Genomic DNA, 22,975 nt, shown 5'->3' with positions numbered 1-22,975 from the left:
TAGCTATATTTTTTTACTTTGCAACAGAACCTAAAAACTTAAGTAAAATATTTTTAGCAAAATCATTGATAGGGAGAAGCATATCATAAATGATGCGGTTTTTATTAATTAGTTGCTTAAAAATGAAGTATGCAATATTAATTATTACTAAATTTTGATATATTTAAGGAAAGATTAAGTTTAGGGTGGATGAATGAATGGCTTATCAAAATGAATATGCATTAGAAAATGAGGTACTTCAACAACTTGAGAGTTTAGGGTATGAACGAGTAAATATATATAATGTGAGATCAGAAATCAATGACTATCTTAAAGAACTAGGAGTGTTGAAACATGACTGAACGAGCAAATACTCCCGAACTAAGATTTCCTGAATTTAATACTGATTGGACCACTAATCAAGCAAAAAATTTATTTACTAATGTTTCAGATAAAAAGCATGATGGTGATTTATTAGTTTTATCAGCCACTCAAGATAAAGGTATGGTGCCTAGACAAGACTTAGATTTAGAAATTAAGTATGATAAAAAAATCTATCAAATTATAAAAGAACATTGCCTAATGATTTTATAATCAGTTTACGTTCTTTTCAAGGCGGATTTGAATTAAATACGATTGAAGGAATAGTTAGTCCTGCATATACTGTCTTAAGAGGTGAAGAGGAACTAGCACAACCTAAATTTTTTAAACAATACTTTAAAAGTATTAGGTTTATAAAAAAACTAGATTCTATGATTTATGGTATTCGAGATGGTAAATCTATTAGTTATAAGGAGTTTTCAACTTTCTCTATTAATTATCCTTCAATATTAGAACAACAAAAAATAGGTGATTTCTTTAGCAAACTCGACCGTCAAATTGAGCTAGAAGAGAAGAAATTAGAATTGTTAGAGCAACAAAAGCGTGGGTATATGCAAAAGATATTCTCGCAAGATTTAAGATTTAAGGATGAAAATGGAAATGATTATCCTAAATGGGTAACTCAAAAAATTAAAGAATTAGGTAAGGTTTATACAGGTAATACGCCTAGTAAAAAACAAAGTGCATATTGGAATAGTAATAACTATATATGGGTTACACCTACTGATATAAATAATAAAAAAATGTAAAAAATAGTGAATACATGTTGAGCGATGAAGGATTTAAAAAAGCTAGACAATTACCTAAAAATACATTACTTATTACTTGTATAGCTAGTATTGGAAAGAATGCAATTTTGAGAGAAGAAGGATCATGTAATCAACAAATAAATGCACTAGTTCCTAATAATGATAAGAACGTAGACTTTTTATATTATGCTTTTGAAAAAGTGTCAAAATATATGAAACGTATTGCAGGGAAAACAGCAACTCAAATTGTAAATAAGTCTACATTTGAAAATATTAGTATCGAAGTACCAAATATTGAAGAACAATTAAAAATAGGAAGATTTTTGAATAGTTTTGATAAATTGATTGAAAAACAGGTTTCAAAGATTGAAATATTAAAACAACGTAAACAAGGACTTTTACAGAAAATGTTTGTGTAATTCTGATAAAAACCTATTATGTCAATTGAAATTAGCAAAAAAATAAGCATTAGAGCATCCCTCACTGCAAAGTGAAGGATGCTCTTATTTTATTAGAATATAGCTTTTATTTTGATAAATAATGGTTAATAATCATCTGTAAATCATTATTAAGTACCGTTGTGATACAATCATCGTTCATAAACTCTTCATAGATTTTATCAAGTATTTCCTCGTCATCGATGGCTGTGAAATGATGCACCAGACCTTTTACTATTGAAATGTAATTTTGTGATGCTAAACAACTAGCAACCGTTCGCCAGTCTGAGTATGTGGTTTCATGGTTCATAGATAATCCTTCTTTTATTTCAATGTCCATTTTTGACGTGCTTTAGGGTTAAGTGGATGCATAATTTCATTTGTGGCTGGATTAATGAGCTTTTTGACTTTCTTTTTATGAGGTTTTAACATTTCCATCACTTGTTCGACGCGGTCGATAACAACTGGCCGCTTCGCATAGGCACCATAGGCTAGAATGACTGTTTCGCTCTCACTAATTGCCTTCATCAAGTGAATATCAGTGTGCTCATCGTATGGATTTTTGATATGTTTGAGATTTTCTGGACTTTTAATATTAGAGAATAAATTTACAAGATATACAGCACCGTATCGTTCTGAATTCGCTAATTGATTGAGAATGAGAACCGTAGTAAGATCGAGTGATAATACACCATCTAAATGAGGATACATCGTTATCACTGTACATGCGGGCTTCTTTTCATCCCATGTTTTCTTGAGTAAGTAGCGATGTTGTTCATCATCGCTAAAAATCGCTTCTGTGTGTATCGTATTTTTAATTATATTCATATATCGTCACTTCCTTTAGTATTCTTCGGGTAAAAGCATCACATAATAAAAAGCGTCTACATCATCTTCACGAATGACGTAGACTTTCTTAGGTAATGCATTTTGATTTTTTACATAGTTTGTATAGTGATATTCCAATTTGTATGCGGGTTGTTCTTGTTCATGTGAGATTGAGAGTATATTATTATCTTCGTCTTGTAGTCTGAAAATGTGTAGGTAATCTGTATGAGGTTGATTATCTCTTTCTTTTACCATATTCCAAAGTAAGATTTGAAGGTCTAGAGATAGTTGTTCACTAATGCCTCTTGTGATGTATCGATTGATTTTCATGTTATTTTACCTCGTCTTGAATTTCTTTCATGATGATAATTGCTTGACTAATAATCGTAACAGATATTTGTGCAACTTTGATCCAATTATTCATGGTCTTTCCCTCCTTCTTTTAATAAATGACGTTCATCGATAATCGTATTTTTAGTATCTGTGAGGTACAGAAAGTCCATATCAAAATGATCCAGATAACCAATGCTGATGAGTTGGTTATTAGCATACATTAAAAATGGATAGATACTTAGCTCATGTAGCTCATCATTATAGTAGGTATAAGTTTCAAGTGTAAGATGCGCAAGTGGAGAATTATTAATAAAACGTTCTGGTAGAATATTTTCTGCTGCTTCTTCAAGTGCTTCACATTCCCATGTTTCGCTGTTAGATAGTTGGAATAGACGAGTTATATATTGTTTGAGTTCTTGAGTGGTTGTTTTCATATCATTGCCTCCTAGATAGTGTGATAGTGATGTAGTTGATATACATCATTGGGATAATATATATTTGATTTGCCATTTATTACGGATCCCGTTGACAATATGAGAAAATTCCATATAAAAACCCGCTACAAACGTTGGTGTAACAAGGAAATCCCGAAATCCCACTCATTTTGACGAACAATCAACTCATTATTTATAAGTATTGATGATATGTGTAGGTCTCTCTGCTTCCTTATATATATTATTTATTTATAAAAAATAACGGGATTTTGGGATTGTGCTTGCACAATCCTTCTGCTTCTTCGAATCTGCAAATCCCATTCCTTTCCCGGTAAAAAATCATTGTGGGATGTTCTTTAGCAATTTCAATATAAGCATCGTGTAGTTATGAAAAAAATTACGACAATGACTGTTTCATTAGATAAGTGTTATTGAAATTGATAAAGAGAATTCTAAAACTGGTTAGATAAAATAAGTGAAAGAATAACAGAATAGTCATTGTTTATTCAATAGTTATATATAATGTTTGGGACAAAAATAAAGACGAAGTGCTGAGGAGCACTTCGTCAAGTGGATGATTATCAAATAGTTGTTTGATAATCTCATTATTCAGTTTGAGTGTAACGTAAAATTGCTTCTTACAATGCTCATCTTTTCTTATGTCAATGCGATCGATGACTGTTAGATATAGTGATTTCAATTGAGATTTCTCTAATTTATCTATATCTTTGAATATTGTTTGTAGTATATTGGCAATCATATCAGCATCATAATGTGGAGCTTCCGCTTGTTTATCTCGTTCTAGTTGATGGATTTGATTATTTATTTGATTCAATTCATCTTGGTAGCCAAGTATTGTTGGTTTCAATACGCTATCTAAGTCAGGTGAGTCTTCGATTGTTTTCGTTAGTGTATGCATTTTGGCTTTGATTTCTTCACATTGTGACTGTTTATAAGCGATGTCATGATTCAAAGAGGATTTATCTATTTGGCTTTGTTCATTTACTTTTTCAACCAATTGTTTCAATACCTTTTTACTTTTAATAATTTCTAATATCTGGTCCATAACGTATTTTTCTAATACATCTGCTCTAACACTATTGGCTGAACAAACTTTAGAACCTTTGTTTCTAAAATTACTACATGAGTAATATCTGATTCTTTTCTTAGTGCCATCTTTTAATGTATTGGTTGTATTACTTGCCGCCATTGCTGCGCCACATTTTGGACATTTTACAATGCCAGTCAGTAAGTTTGTCCCTTTACCGTGAACTTGTGGTTTCTTACGACTTTCTTTGCGTTTAAACTGTACTTTATCCCATAAAGCTTTATCAATTATAGGCGCATGTTTACCATCTGCAATAATCGGTTCTTCATTGAGTCCTTTTCGTCTTTTATCGCTCCAGTGTCTATACTTCGCAAACTGTATCTTTCCAATGTAAAAGGGGTTTGAGATGATGTAAGTAATGGACGAAATACTAAACGGTTTACCTTTTTTAGTCACATAACCTTTATGATTCAATGCGTTCGCAATCTTACGATAACCATGACCTTTAGCGTATGACTCAAAAATATATTTAACAATATTCGCTTCATGTTGATTGATTATGAGCTCTTTTTTACTGTCAGGTACTTTATCGTAGCCTAGAGGCAAATTACCTTGATAATAACCTTCAATCGCTCGTTGTCTTTGGCCATTGTAGACATTCTCTACAATCGTATTTCTTTCAAATTCTGCGAAGCTGGCTAAAATTTGGAGCATCAATTTACCTGTTGAGCTGGCAATTTCTATTTTTTCAGTGAGACTAAAAAATTCGACATTAATCTTATACAATTCCTCGACAATATTTAACAAATCTGAGGTATTTCTCGCTAAACGATTGGTTTTGTAGACCATAATACAATCTAATTTACCTTCGTTGGCATCTTTTAACATACGCTGTAATTCTGGACGTTGCATTGTTTTACCCGATATACCTCGATCGGTATATTCATCAACGACTTCATAACCTTGAAATTGACAATACTCTGTAAGTTGATTTAATTGACCATGAATACTGTAACCATCCGTTTGCATTTCAGTTGATACACGTGCATATAATCCAATACGTTTCTTTTTGAGTTGTTTCATATTACTTCATTCCTTTCGGGAGTTATTAAATGTGATTGTTCAACGATATTGAGTGGACTATTTTTAAAGTAGATTCCTTGTAACTGTTTAGTTTGAGTTATTGTAATGTCATCAATCAAAGGTGCTATATCCTGTAAAGTTATTTTATTTTTTATGACATATTTTAATTTGTCATCGATTTGGTAGGTTGAATAAGTAGGATAATTCTCTTCACTTTTACAACTAGCAGATAAACGTTTGAACGTTTTTACATCAATACGATTTTGAGCTAGCTTTTCAATCAATTGTGCTTGTGTTAGATGGGTTTCTTTATGCTTCATTTGTTGCTGTTTTAGGACTTTGAGTATTGTGTCATTCAGTCGATTATGAAACGATTGTTCTTCAAAATACTTTTTACAAGTGTCGAGCACTTTACTTTCAAGTTCTAGTGCATTCATACCTTTAAATGGACACGTATGATAGGCTTCATTCATATTTCTAGGACAGACGTAGTAACGTAGAGAATGATTCGCTTTTTTAATCGTTAAGTTTGTTAATGTTGATTGACAGTACGGACATCTAATTAGTTTCTTTAATTTGTTTTCAGAAATGTGTTGTTTATGATGTTTATTCAAGCGACGTTGCTGTACTTCTTCAAATGTATCAACGTCGACAATAGATGGAACGATATCATTAAACGTGCCATACTTATTGATGACACGACCGCAATAGTTAGGGTTCAAGAGAATATTTCTAACTTGATAGGGTTTACGAGGAATAAGCTTAGGATTTTTATCTAAATGTTGGGAAATCTTTTTGTAGCCTAGACCTTGTAAGTACCAGCGATAGACAGTTTTGACTGTATACGCTTCTTCTTCATGTACAACAAAATGACTTTGTCTGTAACGATAGCCAAAAGGTGCATGAGTTGTGATTAGTTTACCTTGTTTGGCTTTTTCTCTTATTCCATTTCGTGTTTGTTCACTGATATTATTAGACTCCATTTCTGCTAGACTCATGAGTATGTTTAAGCGAAAGCAATCAAACTCTTTAGACAAATCAAAATATCCATCGTTCACACTGATGATTGTGACATGATTCTTTTTACAAATTTCAAAGAATTGTATAGCGTTTTTCAAATTACGATGGAGTCGATTCAGACGATAACAACATAATACTTTACATTTTCCAGATGTAATCATTTCTACCATTTTTTGATAGCCCGAACGTTTTGTATGTCGACCTGTTTTCTTATCATCATAAAATGTTACATTGGACCATCCATATTGCTTAGCAGTGTCTATAATGAGGGATTTCTGAGTGGCTAAGCTTTGTTGTTTGAGTGTACTTTGACGTACGTAAGCAACGGCTTCTTCCATGTTATACACCTCCATAGAGATAATATATGTTTATGAATGAATTAGAATGAAAGGTCCAACGTGTTAAAAGCACGTTGGACCGCAATGATTAATTATCGTTCTGTAACTCTTCAATAACTAAATCAGCTAGTAATTCAATCAATTCATCCATTTTATCTACTCCTGTACGATTGCATCTTTAAGTTATTAAAAATCAATTAAATCATCATTCTGTTTTTTCCATGATTCAAGCATCTTTTTGTTATCCAAGTTAATTTTAGCTTTAATAGGTTCAGCATCTTTAGTTAGACCAAAAATAGATGCATATTCTGAATCTAGTTTTAAATGGTAAAAGACAAGTGACTGTTTCTTACCATAGTCATCTTTAACTGTTCGTTTTGTCGTAATTCGATCACGGTCAGATTCAATAAAACCTTTATCTCTTAGTGCATTCACGACATTGTTGACATCCTGAAAGTGCTGTTCTTTCAGCATATCTTTAAATACAGTCGCAATGATTTTGACTTCGATATAATCATCTTTTAAGGCAATTAGTCCATAATTCTCAATCATATTCTTTAACGCTGTGTCATCAGAAAACTTACCACGATTTTGTGCTACAAATTGCGTAACGACTTCAATCGCTTTATCTGCCAGTGATCGTTCAGAGACTGTATGAGTATGATAATCAATAAAGTAATCTTTTATTTTAGTGATATCAATATCTGTAGATAAAACATGACTAAGAATCTTGGCCGAAGTAGTGATAGCCGCATAGCGCTCAAACATACGAATACCAGTATTATTTGTTTCATCCTTCAATTTATCTTTAAACCAATGATGTAATTCAAAAACGGATCAAAAAACAAAGGGCCCTAGAAACTAGGAGCACACTTACACAAGAACAATTGATAGATAAATTAGCTAAAGGAGCCATCGATGCAGAAACGTTCAGAAAACAATCTCAATCGTTACTTCAACAATCAAAACCAACACTATCAATAAATGAGCAACAAATTCAAAAGTCTTTTGAAAATGTAATTCAACAACACTTCACGTTAAGCATGTTATACCGATATATTGATGAAATTCATATTTCTAAAAACAAAAGCCTTGTGGGAATCTATTTCAAAAATGAACCGCTAAACATTGTAAACCAAGCTACGCAATCATCGATTGCTTAATTAATGAAAGGATGAAAAATATGAAAGAAATGAAAAGAAAATCTGTAGGATGTTATGTTAGAGTTTCAATAATTTCTCAAGACATTGATAAATTTAGTATTAATGGTCAAATTACACAAATAAAGGAATATTGCCAACAGGGAAATTATGAATTGCTATACTGATAATTAAAAGTACCCCCGATCGAACGAAAATATCTTTTTGATGACTATTAGTGATAATTGTAATTTTATCCATTAATAGATGAATGGATTGGAATAATACTAAGCCTATTGCTATTCCACCGAGTAAAATTACCCACCCGCCTAATTCAATACTTTCCGGAATCATTTCAAAAAATAATAAGCCAATTATAAGGCCTGCACATAATGAATAAATAAAGCCATGACCACTTTGAAAACCTTCCATTATCCAAGCGAGTCCACCGCCAACACCAATTACAAGTGCGGAAGCTAACGCCCGATCATCCATACTGCACTCATCCCACTATTCTTAAAAAGGCTTTGTTTATTTTACTCTAAAAAATCAAAACAAAATATATGAATTCATATTAAATATTATTTGATTTTTTATTCAGATGGTTATATCATATATATGAACATATATTAATATATGTAGATAAATAGTGATTATTATATATAAGGTTTTGAATTGAAACCTAAAGTGAGGGAAGGATAATGGAAGAAAAAAAGGAATTAGAGGAAGTAAATAATAAGGATTTAGATGATGAAACATTATTTGTCGTATCGCAAACATTTAAAGCGTTAGGTGATCCTACGAGAATCCGGATTCTCCATTTGCTCTTTTATAAGGAGTATTCGGTAAACGGTATTGCTGAAACGCTACATCTTAGACAATCAACAGTTTCCCATCAATTGCGGTTCTTGAAAAATTTACGGTTAGTAAAATTCCGAAGGGAAGGCACAACATTGTTTTATTCCCATGATGATGAACATACTATGAATATGCTAAAACAGGCGATCGATCACGCCTGTCATCACTAGTATTCCGTAAACCAGTAATGAGTGTTAATAATAATTCACGTCATTAATATTGTTATATGATCATATAACAATATTATAGGCATATGAAAAGGGGGTTTTGCAATGGATATGGAAAACAAAAAAACAGAATGGAAAGCGTTGTATGATATCTCGAAGGAAAGTGAGATGGGTGTAGCAGAGAGGGTTAGTGAATACGGTTGATAAATTCATAGGATGTATTATTGGATACAAAAAGTTTGGATGTGGTCAATTAACGTCCTGGTTTAGTAAAGCTTACTGCGAATATATTGGAACCCGATATATCATATTTATTTAGAAAGGTGATAGAAATGAAAAATATTCAAGAGCAACAAGCACACGAAAGTCATAGCCACGATCATAGTCATGATCATGATCACGGAAAAATGCCAATTATTTCATATTTTATTGGCTTAGTGTTGGCTATAATTGGGCTTTTTTTAAGTGATGCAAATTTATTAATACAAAACATCTTATTTTCAATTGCCACAATCACAGCCGGCTACCATGTAATTATTCTCGAAGGAATTGGAGAGACAGTTGAAAATACTAAATTAAAGGGAAAATTCACTCCTAATTCTCATATTCTAATGGGATTAGCTGCAATCGGGGCTTCTCTGATAGGGAGTTTTTGGGAAGGAACCCTTTTGATACTTATTTTTTCCGGCGCTCATTTTCTTGAAGATTACGCTGAAGGAAGAAGTAAAAGAGAAATTACTAAGCTACTCGAAATGAACCCAACGACAGCTAAATTAATCCTACCTGATGGAAACACAAAAATTGTTGATGTCAGTGAATTAAAAGTTGGAGATCAACTCCAAGTGCTGAACGGTGATCAAGTTCCAATTGATGGGATTATTTTATCCGGTACTACCTCAATTGATGAATCTTCTATTAATGGAGAAAGTATACCGAAAGAGAAATCTAAGGGTGACGAAGTTTTTGGAAGTACGATTAATGGAACAGGTACTTTTACTATGGAAGTCACTAAGGAAAACAAGGATACTGTATTCTCTAAAATTTTACAATTAGTTAGTCAAAACCAAGATAATCAAACAAAAGCTGCCAGTATCATTCAAAAATTCGAGCCTAAATATGTTAATATAGTTTTAATCGCAATACCATTAGTAATGTTACTTGCTCCTTTTCTATTTGATTGGACATGGTCGCAAAGTGTTTACAGGGGATTAGTGATTTTAGTCGCAGCTTCACCGTGTGCTTTGGCAGCAGCTACTGTATCTGTAACATTGTCTACAACATCTAACCTAGCTAAAAAAGGCGTGCTTTCAAAAGGAAGTACTTACCTATCACAATTAGCGGATATAGATGCAATTGCCTTCGATAAAACAGGAACCCTTACGAACGGAGAACCTAAAGTAACAAATTACTATTTCACTCATTCTGTGAACGAAGAAAATATTATTGATATTATAGTCGCCCTTGAAAAGGAATCCAATCACCCACTCGCTAATGCTATTTTAGAAAAATTTGAAGTTAAAAATAAAATAGACATCGAAGTTACTAATCAAATTGGAAAAGGTCTGACAGGAGATTATAATGGAAAAAATTATCGTATTGGTAAGCCTACTTCTTTTGAAAGTGCTTCTGAAGAGTATACCCAGTTCAATCATGATTGGGCATCAGAAGGAAAGACGGTTGTATACGTAGCAGAAAATGAAGAAGTTATTGGGATTATAGCTCTAATGGATATTCCGAATGAGCATGCTAAAGAAACAATTAATTACTTTAAGAAACTTGGTATCCACACGACTTTAATTACTGGTGATTCGGAAATGACGGGAAAAGCTGTAGGCGAACAATTGGGAATAGACGAAGTTATCGCTAATGTAATGCCTGAAGATAAATCCAGAATTATAGAAGAACAAAAAGAAAAATTTGGAGTTACTGCCATGGTTGGAGATGGTGTGAACGATGCACCGGCCCTTGTTAATGCTGATGTTGGTATAGCTATGGGGGGCGGTACTGATGTGGCAGTAGAAGTATCTGATTTGGTTTTAATGCAGAACAATTTATCTAAATTAGTACAGTCTCATAAAATTTCCTCAAATATGGGTCGTGTTATTAGGCAAAATATTATTTTTTCAATGGCAGTTGTTGCCTTTTTAGTTGTCGTTAGTTTGTTAGGATTAACTGATATTACAATCAGTGTAATTGTTCATGAAGGAAGTACTTTAGTTGTTATACTAAATGGACTTCGATTATTAAGATCTAAATAATGAACGAATCGATTGACATGAATGAACTTTGAAGTGTGGATTCTACAATGTTCCCATAACATTGGACACTAAAAAACAGAGCAATCTAATAAAGATGTTATGAGTAAAAACAATGCCTTGCATACCGTTTTTATCATACGGGCGGTCAAATAAGCAATTAAAGAGCATGGGAAGCATAAAATCATAAACAGTGACTTAAGGCAGCCAGTTTACATTCAAAAGTTAAATTGACTGTATTAAAAGTTTCGAAACGATTAATATCCGTATGGGGGCAAGCGTCGAGCCAAAGATAATGCCAGGACAGAGCGTCTTTTTCCGTTCTTTTAAGTGGGAAAGGTTTTACCTTCTCTATGCCAAGACAGTCCCAGAGCTAAAAGAGCCAGTTGCTCTTTTTGGGCGTTTGTGAACGGTAATCGCAGGAAGGGGATTTTCCCAACCGCACCTGGTTTTCCATCACAATAAAGTTGGCGGCATTTGTTCTGATATTCTTGGGAATACTTACACTATGAATGGCCGTATTAAGTGATACAGGAGCTGCTATTATTGTAATACTGAATGCTCTCCGCCTTTTGAGGGTAAAAGAATAAAAGTAAGGATAACTAGGTAAAGCTGTTCAATCAAAAATTGAACAGCTTATTTTTCATCAAAATCAAAAACGTTTATTATAATACCTACACTTGTTCTGTTAAACGTACCGATTTTTTAACCTTATTGTATCAGTAATATCTTGAAACGAAGTAAGCGACTAAAATTTCTCTTTTATCATACTTTTATAAAAATACACTTTTAAGAACGGTTTGAAAATTTTTGAAATAGATCAAAATAATCTTCTGGTTAAAAAACCTGTAGATATGATTTCTCTCTTAAATTTTTGTTTGATTAGATTAGATCCTAATAAGACGCATTCAATATGTCTACACGTGAATTTAGTCTTTGAAAATGTAAGGACCATTATTATTATAAAAACCCCAGTATAAAACGATACGCAGAAGCATATCATAAATAAAACTAAAAAATAGATTATGGAAAATATATCTTTGGAGAGTGTCGAATGAAAGACATAGAAGTAGAAAAAAGCCTATAAGATGATGAAAGAACAGGATAAAATAAATTTTGGTAAATACCATAAGACACTATTACATATACATACTCTAAGCTCATATGATTTCAAATTATATGATGAATGGAATAAACAATATTTCTATCTATTAGCGAAGATGAAATATTTAGAATTGCTAAAAAAGAAAGTATTCTTTACAGTGGGTATTCTAATATAAATGATTTAAAGGAATTAGATATTTTTAAGAACTATAAGAATCTAAAGGAAATGCTTTCTTATTTTATTTTGGTATACAGCATATATACTAATGGAATATCAATAATTGTTGTTACAGATCATAGTACTGTGTGAAGAGTGGAATAAAGAATTCTGTATGGCTTCTGTTCTACTCTTTTTTATTAAAAATATATAATAAAGAATTTTTTAAAATAGTAAAATTTATACTTTGATTAACTTTTGACATAATTATGAACATCTAAATAAGTAAAAATCAAATATTTGAAATTGTGTTAATATGAATGTAGAAACTAAAGTAATAATTTCATTTAAAATAACTTTTAAATTTTATATACATATTAGCGTTGTGATACACGTATAGAGGGGGAATCAAAAGTGGAAACGCTAATGATTAAAGCAATGGGGACGGTGATACGTTTATCGATTGAACATCAACATTCGAACACATTACTTCAAGAAGCTGAATTAAAAATTCATGATTGGGAATCTCAATTTAGTGCTAATGATCCAAAATCAGATTTGATGAATGTGAATCAACATGCAGGTATCGCACCAGTCAAGGTTAATCCTGAGATGTTTAACATGATACGTTATGGTTATGAAATTACACTATCTTCTAATTTTAAGATGAACATATTGATAGGGCCATTAGTTAAATTATGGAAAATTGGTTTCAAAGATGCATTGAAACCTAAAGAAGAAGATATACAACGCGCTTTAATGTGTATGAATCCTGAAAATCTTGTTCTAAATTCAAAGACACATGAAGTATTTCTTACACAACCAGGAATGGAGATTGATTTAGGAGCCATTGTAAAAGGCTATTTTGCTGATCAATTACAGCAATACTTTTTATCTCATGGTGTAGCTTCTGCCATTATCGATTTAGGTGGTAATGTTTTAACAATTGGTAGACAACCGGAAACTTTAGAAAAATGGCATGTAGGTGTACGCAATCCTTTTTATAAAGATGCATTATCACTCGTTACATTAAATGTAGAGCATCAATCAGTTGTTACTTCCGGCATCTATGAACGCTATTTCATACAGGAACATCAATTATTTCATCATATTTTGGATTCCAATACAGGATATCCTGTAGATAATGATATCGTTAGCGTGACAATCATATCTGATCATGGGATTGATGGCGAGGTATGGAGTACAATTTGTAGTTTTGGTCAATCACAACAAAATATTGAATTATTAAACCTCATAGATGGTGTTGAAGGCATCATTGTGACAAGAGATGGAAACGTTTTAATGACTTCAAAAATGCAGAGGTATTTATAAAATTTTAAAGAATACTCATAAAGAGTATTTTATTTTTAAGTATAAATGTGAAAAAAATCACAATGTCTTAGGAGGAATTGCTATGAGTAAAGAATTATTTGATACTTTTAAATTTAAATGTGGTGCCGAATTAAAAAATAGAGTATTAATGGCGCCCATGACTATCCAAGCTGGATATTTTGATGGAAGTGTTACATCAGAAATGATTGATTATTATCAATTTAGGGCTGGTGATGCTTCAGCAATTATTGTTGAAAGTTGTTTTGTTGAAAACCATGGGAGAGGCTTCCCAGGGGCTATAGGTATTGATAACGATGACAAAATACCTGGACTTAAACGTCTAGCAGAAGCGATTCAATCTAAGGGGTCAAAAGCGATTTTACAACTTTATCATGCTGGAAGAATGGCGAATCCTAAGTTCAATGAAGGTGAACAACCCATATCTGCGAGTCCTATTGCAGCATTAAGACCTGATGCGGTACCACCAAGAGAAATGACACATGCTCAAATCAATCAGATGATAGAAGATTTCGGAGAAGCGACACGTCGTGCTATAGAAGCAGGATTTGATGGTGTTGAAATTCATGGTGCCAACACATACTTATTACAACAATTTTTCTCTCCGCATTCTAATCGAAGAGAAGATACATGGGGAGGCAGTCGTGAAAAACGTACGCGATTCCCAATCGAAGTACTAACAAAAGTTCAACATGTCGTTGCTGAAAATGAAGCCTCTCATTTTATAATAGGATATCGATTCTCACCTGAAGAAATTGAAGAGCCAGGCATACGTTTTGAAGATACAATGTTTTTACTAAATACTTTAGCAAAATATGAACCCGATTACTTCCATATATCAGCAAACAGTTACCAACGTACGTCCATAGTGAATCAAGAAGATACAGAACCTTTAATTAATAAATATCATAAAATGAAAAGTGCACAGTTGGCACAAATTCCATTAATTGGTGTTGGTAGTATTGCGCAACGAAAAGATGCAGAACATGCCCTTGAACTCGGTTATGATCTTTTAAGCGTTGGAAAAGCCTATTTAATAGAACCTCAATGGACGGATAAAATTTCACAAAACGAAGAAGTTGAACAATTTGTCGATATACATGACCAAAAAGTACTTCACATACCATCTCCTCTGTGGAAAGTGATGGACTTCATGATTTTAGATAAAGAAGAAGAACATCGTAAATATGAAAGATTAAAAGCACTACAAAATAAAAAAGTGAAATTTAACAAAGGCACGTATCATGTTTATGCAAAAGGTCATAATGGCAATCTACCAATGAAAGTTCAATTGTCGGAAGATAAAATTGTAAGTATTGAAGTAGATGATAGTGGAGAGTCTGAAGGTATAGCGAACCCAGTTTTTGAACGTTTACCTCAAGATATCATCAATGGACAAACGTTAAATGTCGATGTCATATCAGGTGCGACAGTAACAAGTGAAGGCATCGTGCAGGGCATTGCAGATGCAATTGAACAAGCAGGCGAAGATCCAGATATTTTACGAGCACGTCCTAAACCAGTTGTTCAGTGGTCTGATGAGGTCGTTGAAGAGACGACTGACGTAGTCGTGATTGGTACAGGTGGTGCTGGTTTAAGTGCAGCAGCTACGGTTTTAGACGAAGGAAAAGAAGTCATCATGCTTGAGAAATTTGCGGCTATAGGTGGCAATACCATCCGAACAGGTGGTCAAGTCAATGCTGCTGAGCCTAAATGGCAAAGTGCATTCCCTGCACTCGCTGGTGAAAAAGACACATTGATACAGTTATTAAATCATGATGAAAAGGATATAGATGAGGCTTATCTTGAAGATTTCAATACTTTAAAGCGTCAAATTAAAGATTACCTTGAAAAAAGTAGCAATAAAGATGATTATCTTTTCGATTCTGTTGAATTACATCGCATTCAAACGTATCTAGGTGGAAGACGTAAAGATCGTAATAATGTCGAAATTTCAGGTGATTATGATTTAGTTAAAACACTCACAGATAATGTTTTGGAATCAGTATACTGGTTGAAAGATAAAGGGGTACATTTTGATCGTTCATTTGTAGATATGCCTGTTGGTGCACTATGGCGTCGTGGTCATAAACCAATGAAAGCACAAGGTTTAGAGTACATTGAAAATCTAGGAGATTACGTTAAACATCATCATGGTCGTATTTTTACAGAAACTACTGCAGAAAAATTAATTAAAGAAGGTAATCAAGTTGTTGGTATTGAAGCACGTAAAGCAAATGGTGCTAAAGTTAAGATTCACACTCGTCACGGCGTAGTGTTGGCCACAGGTGGTTTTGGAGCGAATACTAAAATGATACAACAATATAATACGTATTGGGATAACATTCCAGATGATATTAAAACAACAAATTCTCCTGCAATTACAGGTGATGGTATACGTTTAGGTGTGCAAGCAGGCGCTGACATTGTAGGTATGGGATTCTCTCAAATGATGCCGATTTCTGATCCTAAAACAGGTGCATTATTCACAGGATTAATCGTGACACCTTCAAACTTCGTCTTCATTAATAAGGAAGGACATCGTTTTGTTAACGAATTTGAAAGTAGAGATGTATTATCTAAGGCAGCATTAGAACAAAAAGACGGTATCTTCTATATTATTGCAGACGCAAATATTAAAGCGCTAGCTATGAATACGACTGAAGACAAAATCAATCAAGAATTAGAAGATGGCACTTTAATAAAGGCTAATACCTTAGAAGAGTTAGCTCAAAAATTAAACATAGATACAACTACTTTTGTGAATACGATTGAAAGATATAATACTTTCGTAGAACAAGGACATGATGAAGATTTTAATAAAAATGCATTTGATTTAAAAATCGAAAAAGCACCATTCTATGCGACACCACGAAAACCTGCAATACATCATACTATGGGTGGTTTAAAAATCAACACACATGCACAAGTCGTTGATGTAGAAGGTCATATCATTAAAGGATTGTATGCAGCTGGTGAAGTTGCTGGTGGTATACATGCAGGTAACCGTTTAGGTGGTAATGCACTGGCAGATATTTTCACTTTTGGTCGCATTGCCGGTCAAAGTGCTGTAATGAAATAAAGGAGAACAGGAGGGCGTTTAATGATGAGTGAACAGTTTAATAAAGGAAAACAACTCATTGTAGCGATTATTTTAGGGATTCTCACATATTGGTTATTTGCACAGTCTTTCTTGAATATCGCACCACATGTGCAACGTTTCTATGATGTAGATATGAGTATTGTTAACATTGCGGTCAGTCTTACATCACTCTTAACTGGTGTGTTTATAGTTGTAGCAGGAGGTTTATCTGATAAGATAGGTCGAGTTAAAATTACTTACGCAGGTTTGATACTTAGTATACTTGGGTCTATTGCATTGATTATATCTCATGCGCCACTTTTATTATTGGTAGGTCGTGTGTTACAAGGCTTATCTGCAGCATGCCTACTTCCGGCAACTATTGCGTTAATTAATTCATTCTTTCATGGTGAAGAAAGACAAAAGGCACTAAGTTATTGGTCATTTGGTTCATATGGTGGAACAGGATTAGCATCACTATTTGCTGGAATGATAGCCACTTTTATTGGGTGGCGTTGGATTTTCGTGTTGTCAATCATTTTCTCAATTCTTGCCTTAATATTGCTTAAAGGCATACCAGAATCTAAAGATGAATCTGCACATAATAAAAAATTTGATATTATCGGTATCATTATTTTTGTCATTATGATGTTAAGTATTAACATAGTAATAACGCAAGGTGATAGAATTGGATGGTTAAATCCTATTATTGTAATATTAATTGCCATATTCATTGTGACATTAATAGCTTTCTATATATTTGAAAAACGTCAAAATGAACCTTTCATAGATTTTAGTTTATTTTCAAATAATATTTATATTGGCACAACATTAGCTAATTTAATGGTGAATATGGATATAGGCTCACTTGCATTATTTAATATCTATGTTCAAGATGATAAACATTTAACAGGCGCACAAGCGGGTTTAATTACAATTCCATATATGTTGTGTAGTTTGTTAATGATACGTGTAGGTGAACGTTTTATGCAAAATCGAGGGCCACAATTGCCACTTATGTTAGGTCCTTTATCAATTACAGTGGGTATTATACTTTTAGCCTTCACTTCGTTGCCTAACATGATTTACTATATTGTGGCGTGCATCGGATTTATCTTTATAGGTCTAGGATTAGGTTTCTTTGCGACACCAGCGCTATCTACAGCTGTATCTAATGTTCCGGCAGAAAAAGCTGGTACTGCATCAGGAATTATCAAAATGACTTCTACACTCGGTGCAGCATTCGGTATCGCTGTTATAACTACAATTTATACGGCATTATCTGTCAATCACCCAGCACAATTTGCAGCTACAATCGCATTTATCGTAGGGGCAGGTTTAGTGTTTATCGCATTTATTGCCGCGTATTGTTTAATTCCTAGAAAGAATGTAGATGCTTAAATTGGGAGTTGGCGCAGTAAATATTATTAATTGAATTTTGATCGTATGATGAATGATGAATAAATAGTTAAACTTTATGATAGTCTTAAAATAGGAGATGCGTTTGAAGCCTTTTCTTCAGAAATTACGCTTGGAAGATATCAAGCACCATCCGCTGTTGCAAACTTAGTATCATTCTAATGATTCTGACTATATTACTGGTCAATTCATTTTAACTGATGGTGGATTAGGGTATAGATAAAAAGGGATACTTCGTCATGGTAATTAACGGATAAAAAAGCGTTTAAATATTTATATATAATGATTGTGTGCTTATACAAAATGTCAACTCAATGCATTCATGTGAGAGTGGGATGATGAGTCTGAGACATAAAGTCTCTGGATAAGTCAAAAAAGACAATTTCTATTGAAATAATATAGAAATTGTCTTTTTTATAATTTTTTGATTATTTTCAGATCAATTGAGCTGCTACTTTTCTCATATTGAGTGCCGTTCATACAAATCCAAATTCTCTTTTAACTTTATTTATTCCTCTTACGGACATTCGAGTGAAGCCCATTTCAATTTTATTAGAAGTAATTTAGGTTTGAACCTACCTAAATGAATATATGAGTTGTTTTTAATGCTATAAAATATATTCAGATTTCAATAATGACATAAAATAGGCATCTTTATATTTACCTTTAGTGTAGAATTGCTCTTTGAGTAATCCTTCAGTTTTAAATCCTTGTGACTCGTATATATGCACAGCTTTTTTGTTATCTGTATCAACATATAGATAAATTTTGTGCATGTTTAATATATCGAATGCATAATTTATCGCTTTTTCGAATGCGAATTTTGCATAACCTTTACCACTGAACTCAGGTTTAATAATTATTTGTATTTCACAATTACGATGGATGTAATTAATCTCTACTAATTCAACAATCCCTACGACTTGATTTTCATCTTCAACAATAAAACGTCTCTCCGATTCATCTAATAAATGCTTATCAAATAAATATTGAAGTTCCGTTAAGGATTCATAAGGTTCTTCAAACCAATAAGCCATAATAGAATATTCATTATTTAATTCATGAACAAAAAGTAAATCACTATACTCTAATGCTCTTAGTTTCATAATTCCACTCCCAAAATTTTCTCATATATTTGCATTATAAATATAAATAACGAATAAGTCATCATTCACTGTGAACACTTTATTTTAACAATTAATTCATCACATACTAATTCTCATTTTCTTGTTATTCTCGATTGATTACTCTTACTATGAAACCTATAAAATTCTCATATTTGATTGTATTAAGAATAAATATATTAATAGTAATAATAAAAAAATAAATAATAAGGCTTCCCTCACCGTAAAAGTGAAGGATGCTCTAGTTTTATTGTAAGTAGTATGATATTCATTTTAATAGAGATTGGTTAATAATTGCCTGTAAATCATTGTTAAGTATCGTTGGAAATAAAACATTAAATAAGGAAAGGGATATTAAGTTTGACACGGGGACCAAAAAAAATTAGAAGTGATGCAGACGAAATAAAAATATAATTATGTCATCAACAATTGAGTTATCACATAGCAATATAGATATTACAAAAATGAAGATGTCAGATATTGCTAAATATGCTGGTGTAGGTGGGAGGACATTATATCGACATTTTGAGAGCAAGGCACGTCTATGCGAATCAGTTATGGACAAGTAGGTTGAAGCTATATTTCAAGAAATTGATACGTATTTAGAAAAACATAGAAATAATTCTCCTTATTAACGTGTTTTTGGCATTTTAAGCTATTTTTTGAATTTAAAAGAGACAAACTTTACAATTCTATCGTTTATTGAAAAGTCCTCAAACCCTGCTGGATCCTTAATCCATATTCCATTTTATCATTCACTAGCTGATTTGATTAAATTGCAATTTAAAAAAAGAATATTGAAAGTCTTGACTTTTAAGGTTGATATAATGCTCAATTGTTTTTCTTCAGACTTCTACTATTATTCAAAACATACATAGAAATTGTCTAGAATGGAATTTTTAGAAAAAGTTTTAAACTTTATTTTTAAGTGAACATTGGATTCAAGAAATAGAAATATGAATTTTACAGATTTAGAAAAATATATTGAAATTGGTAAAAATGATAGAAATAGTTATTCTAAAAACAGGTCATGACGTGATATTTGTGAGAATGAAAGAAGAACACATGAAAAATAAATAATCTAACCAAAAATATAATTAACAGGTAGAGATAAATTTTATACAACTCAATAGAATTTGTCTTTTTTCACGTATTCAGAAACTTTACATTCCGGATTCCGCAATAACTAATAATTACGTTTCTGTCTTTCAATAAGATGATTAGTTAGTGATACAATAAGTTCATATAAAAAAGTATAAGAACCATTAAAATTCATATAAGTATAAAAACCGCCTCATTAACCGATACGCAAAAGTACCTCACAAAAGCAATAAAAAAATAGATTGCATGATATATTATAAACTTACTTATTAAATAAAGGAGAAATGAATAATGACGATGTTTCGTGAAGCACTGATATGGATAGTGCTTCTCATATTTAACTTAATAAACACGTTTTTAGTACTTATGGGAAAATCATCATTATTCAAGGTTCCGCTTTGGAGTACATGGTTAGTTTGGGGAATAGTTACTATAATTATAGTAGGCGTTTTGCTTTTTAGAAAACATTTACAAAAAAAGCATCCACTCATTAATAAACGTCTCAATAATAAAGATTTTAAAGCGGGAGAATTCTTTGTACAAATGCCTTTATATATCATTGAGAATCAAAGCAATGTGATATATGGTAACGAAACAATAACGTATAAACCCGTTTTTGTTAATATATTTCATAAATTATTGAGTCTCTTTGGTATTCAAACAAAATATAGTATATATATGACTTCTAGTGAGAACGATGTAAAAATAATTCGTAAACATGGGGTAGCGAATAGACATCAATATACGATGTATTTGAATAATGAAGAAGTAGGTACACTTGAGATGAAACAGTTCTTTAAAAGTGGGGGAAAGCAACAAATTCCTTACACGTTTAATTACAAATCTGAGGTGTTTGATGTAAGCAATCCATTTTTTAGTAATGAAACCAAAATTACATTTGAGAATGACGTAGTATTAACCGCAAAGCGTAGTTTTTTAGATATTTCAAAAAGCAAGCGAACTAAAAAAAGAGGCGAAAAACACACTATACACATTCACAGCACTAGAGTAGAGAAAGAAATATTACTAGCCATTTACTTACAATGTGTGATCAATAAGCAAACACAATAAGTGAAGTATAGCGATAGTATAAGGCGACCCGTATATTAGCGAATAAAGATTTTAGTACAAATATACCCTATGATCATAACGGCTAAAAAAGATAGTGAAGGTAATAAAACAAACCATATTGACATAGCTATCTCTCCTTACTCATCATATTTTGTATTTAAAAGTTAAACTTATAAGTAAAAGTGATCGATGATTTTAAATATAGTTTAACAAAAATAATTAAAAATGAAATAACTCACAATTGATATATTAAAATGTATATAAAAGTGTTAAAGATAAAATAAGTTATGTATCACTCACTTGGAAATGAATGGACTAAGAATGTTACAATGCAAATGAGTAGAGGAGGGTGTTTATGAGAAAGATAATATTATTAGCTAGTCTATTGGGTTTATCCTTTATTTTAGCGGCTTGCGGAACATCAGGAGAGCAGAAAGAACCTTCTAAAGATAGTCAAAAGTCAGAGAAATATACATATGAGTATTATGAAGTGCTAAATAATGGTTCAGAAGATACACCCAATGTGGAAATAAAATATAAAGATAAAAATGGTAAATCACATTTACAAAAGACGGATTTAGAACACGTTTATGAACATATTTTAAATGATGGAAATAAAAAGCCTTATATAATTAAAGATGGCAAAAAGATTCATGTCTATCGTCCACCATATATGATTTATGGCGATGACGATATTGAAGGACAAGTTACTGCTAAAGATGAAGTGTCTAAAGAGTAAGAGGTGAGTGGGTGAAGTATAAAGTATTAAAAATGATAAGTATAATGATAATCTTTAATGTGACTTCGCTTTGTATATTGTCTACAAATTTAGAAGCTGTAACCTCAAGCACTAGTAGCTCAAGTTCGAGTAGTAGTTCGTCATCTTCTGCGGTTAGAAGTTCAACGTCTTCAAGTTCGTCAATGAGTCGTTCAAGTACAATGAATGCTTCACGAGTTGCAAAACAATCAAGTCAGCGTGCAGCTCAACAAGCTAGTCGAACAAATAGTATTACATATAATAACAAGACATCAAAATTCAAACAAGACACTGGTAAAATTCAGTCTCAACAAGCACGATCAATGGTGTCTACAAGACATCGATATAGACCAGGAGCTTCATATACGTCACAATTTATGGCCACTTCATATTATAATAATTGGTTATATTTTTATTTTATTACATCCGGTATGTATAAAAATAAAACCAATCGTGTTGAATACCAAAAAAATATGTTGAAACAACAAATGAAAGCGCATGAGAAATTATATACCATTACCGTTCAAACTAATAAAGGCAAACGTTTAGTTGTTGTCCCGAAAAAGCAATATGATAAAATTAAAACCGGTGAGAAAGTGAAAATTAAAAATAGTGTATTGCAATAACTCACATTGAGTCGTTCAACGTTCTTAATAGAAGGGAATTTTAATAAAGTTAAAGTGTGCTCATCATTTTAAAACTCTGTAATCGTCTAAAATGGCATATTAAAAAAAGAGTCCGGGACATAAAGTATCTAGATA

20 protein-coding genes and 5 pseudogenes are annotated in these 22,975 nt (G+C 32.3%); 15 read left to right on the top strand and 10 right to left on the bottom strand.

Annotated elements, in window-relative coordinates; translation table 11 throughout:
- Positions 1–197: 197 nt before the first annotated feature.
- The 4 genes and pseudogenes from HMPREF2930_RS07455 to HMPREF2930_RS11875 all read left to right on the top strand — a co-directional run bounded on the left by HMPREF2930_RS07455 (position 198) and on the right by HMPREF2930_RS11875 (position 1,528).
- Positions 198–341 carry a hypothetical protein gene (locus HMPREF2930_RS07455; protein WP_017175355.1) on the top strand — a complete coding sequence of 48 codons (144 nt, stop codon included), beginning with the start codon at positions 198–200 and terminating at the stop codon, positions 339–341.
- Positions 334–573 (top strand): hypothetical protein, encoded by a 240-nt coding sequence (locus HMPREF2930_RS07450; RefSeq protein WP_049436162.1) that lies wholly within the window; start codon positions 334–336, stop codon positions 571–573. The genes HMPREF2930_RS07455 and HMPREF2930_RS07450 overlap by 8 nt, the downstream gene beginning before the upstream one ends.
- Positions 555–978, top strand: a pseudogene (locus tag HMPREF2930_RS11880) (restriction endonuclease subunit S); the annotation flags it as partial. The gene HMPREF2930_RS07450 and the pseudogene HMPREF2930_RS11880, both read left to right, overlap by 19 nt.
- 145 nt (positions 979–1,123) lie before the next feature.
- Positions 1,124–1,528 carry a restriction endonuclease subunit S gene (locus HMPREF2930_RS11875; RefSeq protein ID WP_037546737.1) on the top strand — a complete coding sequence of 135 codons (405 nt, stop codon included), beginning with the start codon at positions 1,124–1,126 and terminating at the stop codon, positions 1,526–1,528.
- Between the two features lie 106 nt (positions 1,529–1,634).
- Here the strand turns inward: HMPREF2930_RS11875 and HMPREF2930_RS07440 are convergent, their stop codons facing one another.
- From HMPREF2930_RS07440 to HMPREF2930_RS07410, 7 genes and pseudogenes are all read right to left on the bottom strand, one after another.
- Positions 1,635–1,856 carry a hypothetical protein gene (locus HMPREF2930_RS07440; protein ID WP_029376781.1) on the bottom strand — a complete coding sequence of 74 codons (222 nt, stop codon included), beginning with the start codon at positions 1,854–1,856 and terminating at the stop codon, positions 1,635–1,637.
- Between the two features lie 14 nt (positions 1,857–1,870).
- Positions 1,871–2,374 (bottom strand): DUF1643 domain-containing protein, encoded by a 504-nt coding sequence (locus HMPREF2930_RS07435; RefSeq protein ID WP_017175359.1) that lies wholly within the window; start codon positions 2,372–2,374, stop codon positions 1,871–1,873.
- 15 nt (positions 2,375–2,389) lie between these two features.
- The gene (locus HMPREF2930_RS07430; RefSeq protein ID WP_031864168.1) at positions 2,390–2,704 is read right to left on the bottom strand and encodes a DUF960 family protein; all 315 of its coding nucleotides are present in this window, start codon (positions 2,702–2,704) and stop codon (positions 2,390–2,392) included.
- An 86-nt stretch (positions 2,705–2,790) separates the two neighbouring features.
- Positions 2,791–3,141 (bottom strand): SAUGI family uracil-DNA glycosylase inhibitor, encoded by a 351-nt coding sequence (locus HMPREF2930_RS07425; protein ID WP_049436158.1) that lies wholly within the window; start codon positions 3,139–3,141, stop codon positions 2,791–2,793.
- Positions 3,142–3,643: 502 nt separating this feature from the next.
- Positions 3,644–5,272 carry a cassette chromosome recombinase CcrB gene (gene ccrB, locus HMPREF2930_RS07420; RefSeq protein ID WP_017175146.1) on the bottom strand — a complete coding sequence of 543 codons (1,629 nt, stop codon included), beginning with the start codon at positions 5,270–5,272 and terminating at the stop codon, positions 3,644–3,646.
- Entirely contained in the window at positions 5,269–6,630 is a 1,362-nt protein-coding gene (gene ccrA, locus HMPREF2930_RS07415; RefSeq protein WP_002473153.1) for a cassette chromosome recombinase CcrA, read from the bottom strand. Before ccrA ends, ccrB begins: the two co-directional genes overlap by 4 nt.
- Before the next feature lie 186 nt (positions 6,631–6,816).
- Positions 6,817–7,446 (bottom strand): annotated as a pseudogene (locus HMPREF2930_RS07410) (hypothetical protein); the annotation flags it as partial.
- Positions 7,447–7,454: 8 nt separating this feature from the next.
- Here HMPREF2930_RS07410 and HMPREF2930_RS07405 point away from each other — a divergent pair.
- Positions 7,455–7,793 (top strand): annotated as a pseudogene (locus tag HMPREF2930_RS07405) (recombinase family protein); the annotation flags it as partial.
- A 111-nt stretch (positions 7,794–7,904) separates the two neighbouring features.
- On the opposite strand, the gene HMPREF2930_RS07400 reads toward HMPREF2930_RS07405, so the two are convergent.
- Complete coding sequence (locus tag HMPREF2930_RS07400) at positions 7,905–8,264, bottom strand: ZIP family metal transporter (protein ID WP_017175149.1); 360 nt, start codon at positions 8,262–8,264, stop codon at positions 7,905–7,907.
- Positions 8,265–8,470: 206 nt separating this feature from the next.
- On the opposite strand from HMPREF2930_RS07400, the gene HMPREF2930_RS07395 reads away from it, so the two are divergent.
- The 6 genes and pseudogenes from HMPREF2930_RS07395 to HMPREF2930_RS11265 form a co-directional block, all read left to right on the top strand.
- A complete protein-coding gene (locus tag HMPREF2930_RS07395; RefSeq protein WP_000391495.1) occupies positions 8,471–8,797 on the top strand; it encodes an ArsR/SmtB family transcription factor in 327 nt (108 codons plus the stop codon).
- Positions 8,798–9,126: 329 nt separating this feature from the next.
- A complete protein-coding gene (locus tag HMPREF2930_RS07390) occupies positions 9,127–11,052 on the top strand; it encodes a heavy metal translocating P-type ATPase (protein ID WP_017175150.1) in 1,926 nt (641 codons plus the stop codon).
- Positions 11,053–12,736: 1,684 nt separating this feature from the next.
- Positions 12,737–13,642: an FAD:protein FMN transferase gene (locus HMPREF2930_RS07385; RefSeq protein WP_037541164.1), complete on the top strand. Its 906-nt coding sequence runs from the start codon at positions 12,737–12,739 to the stop codon at positions 13,640–13,642.
- Positions 13,643–13,724: 82 nt separating this feature from the next.
- The gene (locus HMPREF2930_RS07380; RefSeq protein ID WP_017175153.1) at positions 13,725–16,742 is read left to right on the top strand and encodes an NADH-dependent flavin oxidoreductase; all 3,018 of its coding nucleotides are present in this window, start codon (positions 13,725–13,727) and stop codon (positions 16,740–16,742) included.
- A gap of 24 nt (positions 16,743–16,766) precedes the next feature.
- Complete coding sequence (locus tag HMPREF2930_RS07375) at positions 16,767–18,143, top strand: MFS transporter (RefSeq protein WP_029376768.1); 1,377 nt, start codon at positions 16,767–16,769, stop codon at positions 18,141–18,143.
- A 63-nt stretch (positions 18,144–18,206) separates the two neighbouring features.
- Positions 18,207–18,384, top strand: a pseudogene (locus tag HMPREF2930_RS11265) (diacetyl reductase); the annotation flags it as partial.
- Between the two features lie 97 nt (positions 18,385–18,481).
- Here the strand turns inward: HMPREF2930_RS11265 and HMPREF2930_RS11260 are convergent.
- Positions 18,482–18,712: pseudogene (locus HMPREF2930_RS11260) on the bottom strand (IS5/IS1182 family transposase); the annotation flags it as partial.
- A 57-nt stretch (positions 18,713–18,769) separates the two neighbouring features.
- Positions 18,770–19,267 (bottom strand): GNAT family N-acetyltransferase, encoded by a 498-nt coding sequence (locus HMPREF2930_RS07370; protein WP_017175155.1) that lies wholly within the window; start codon positions 19,265–19,267, stop codon positions 18,770–18,772.
- A 434-nt stretch (positions 19,268–19,701) separates the two neighbouring features.
- Between HMPREF2930_RS07370 and HMPREF2930_RS11255 the strand changes: the two genes are divergently transcribed.
- The 4 genes from HMPREF2930_RS11255 (at position 19,702) to HMPREF2930_RS07355 (ending at position 22,840) form a co-directional block, all read left to right on the top strand.
- Positions 19,702–19,854 (top strand): TetR/AcrR family transcriptional regulator, encoded by a 153-nt coding sequence (locus HMPREF2930_RS11255; protein WP_079335331.1) that lies wholly within the window; start codon positions 19,702–19,704, stop codon positions 19,852–19,854.
- A gap of 823 nt (positions 19,855–20,677) precedes the next feature.
- The gene (locus HMPREF2930_RS07365; protein ID WP_017175156.1) at positions 20,678–21,457 is read left to right on the top strand and encodes a hypothetical protein; all 780 of its coding nucleotides are present in this window, start codon (positions 20,678–20,680) and stop codon (positions 21,455–21,457) included.
- Between the two features lie 355 nt (positions 21,458–21,812).
- Positions 21,813–22,196, top strand: a complete 384-nt coding sequence (locus tag HMPREF2930_RS07360) for a hypothetical protein (protein ID WP_002488496.1) — start codon at positions 21,813–21,815, stop codon at positions 22,194–22,196.
- A gap of 11 nt (positions 22,197–22,207) precedes the next feature.
- Complete coding sequence (locus HMPREF2930_RS07355; protein WP_037541471.1) at positions 22,208–22,840, top strand: hypothetical protein; 633 nt, start codon at positions 22,208–22,210, stop codon at positions 22,838–22,840.
- Positions 22,841–22,975: the final 135 nt, after the last annotated feature.

This window comes from Staphylococcus sp. HMSC068C09 (assembly GCF_001813735.1).
In the GTDB taxonomy this organism is placed as follows: Bacteria; Bacillota; Bacilli; order Staphylococcales; family Staphylococcaceae; genus Staphylococcus; species Staphylococcus hominis.
This window is presented reverse-complemented; position numbering and strand designations above follow the sequence as displayed.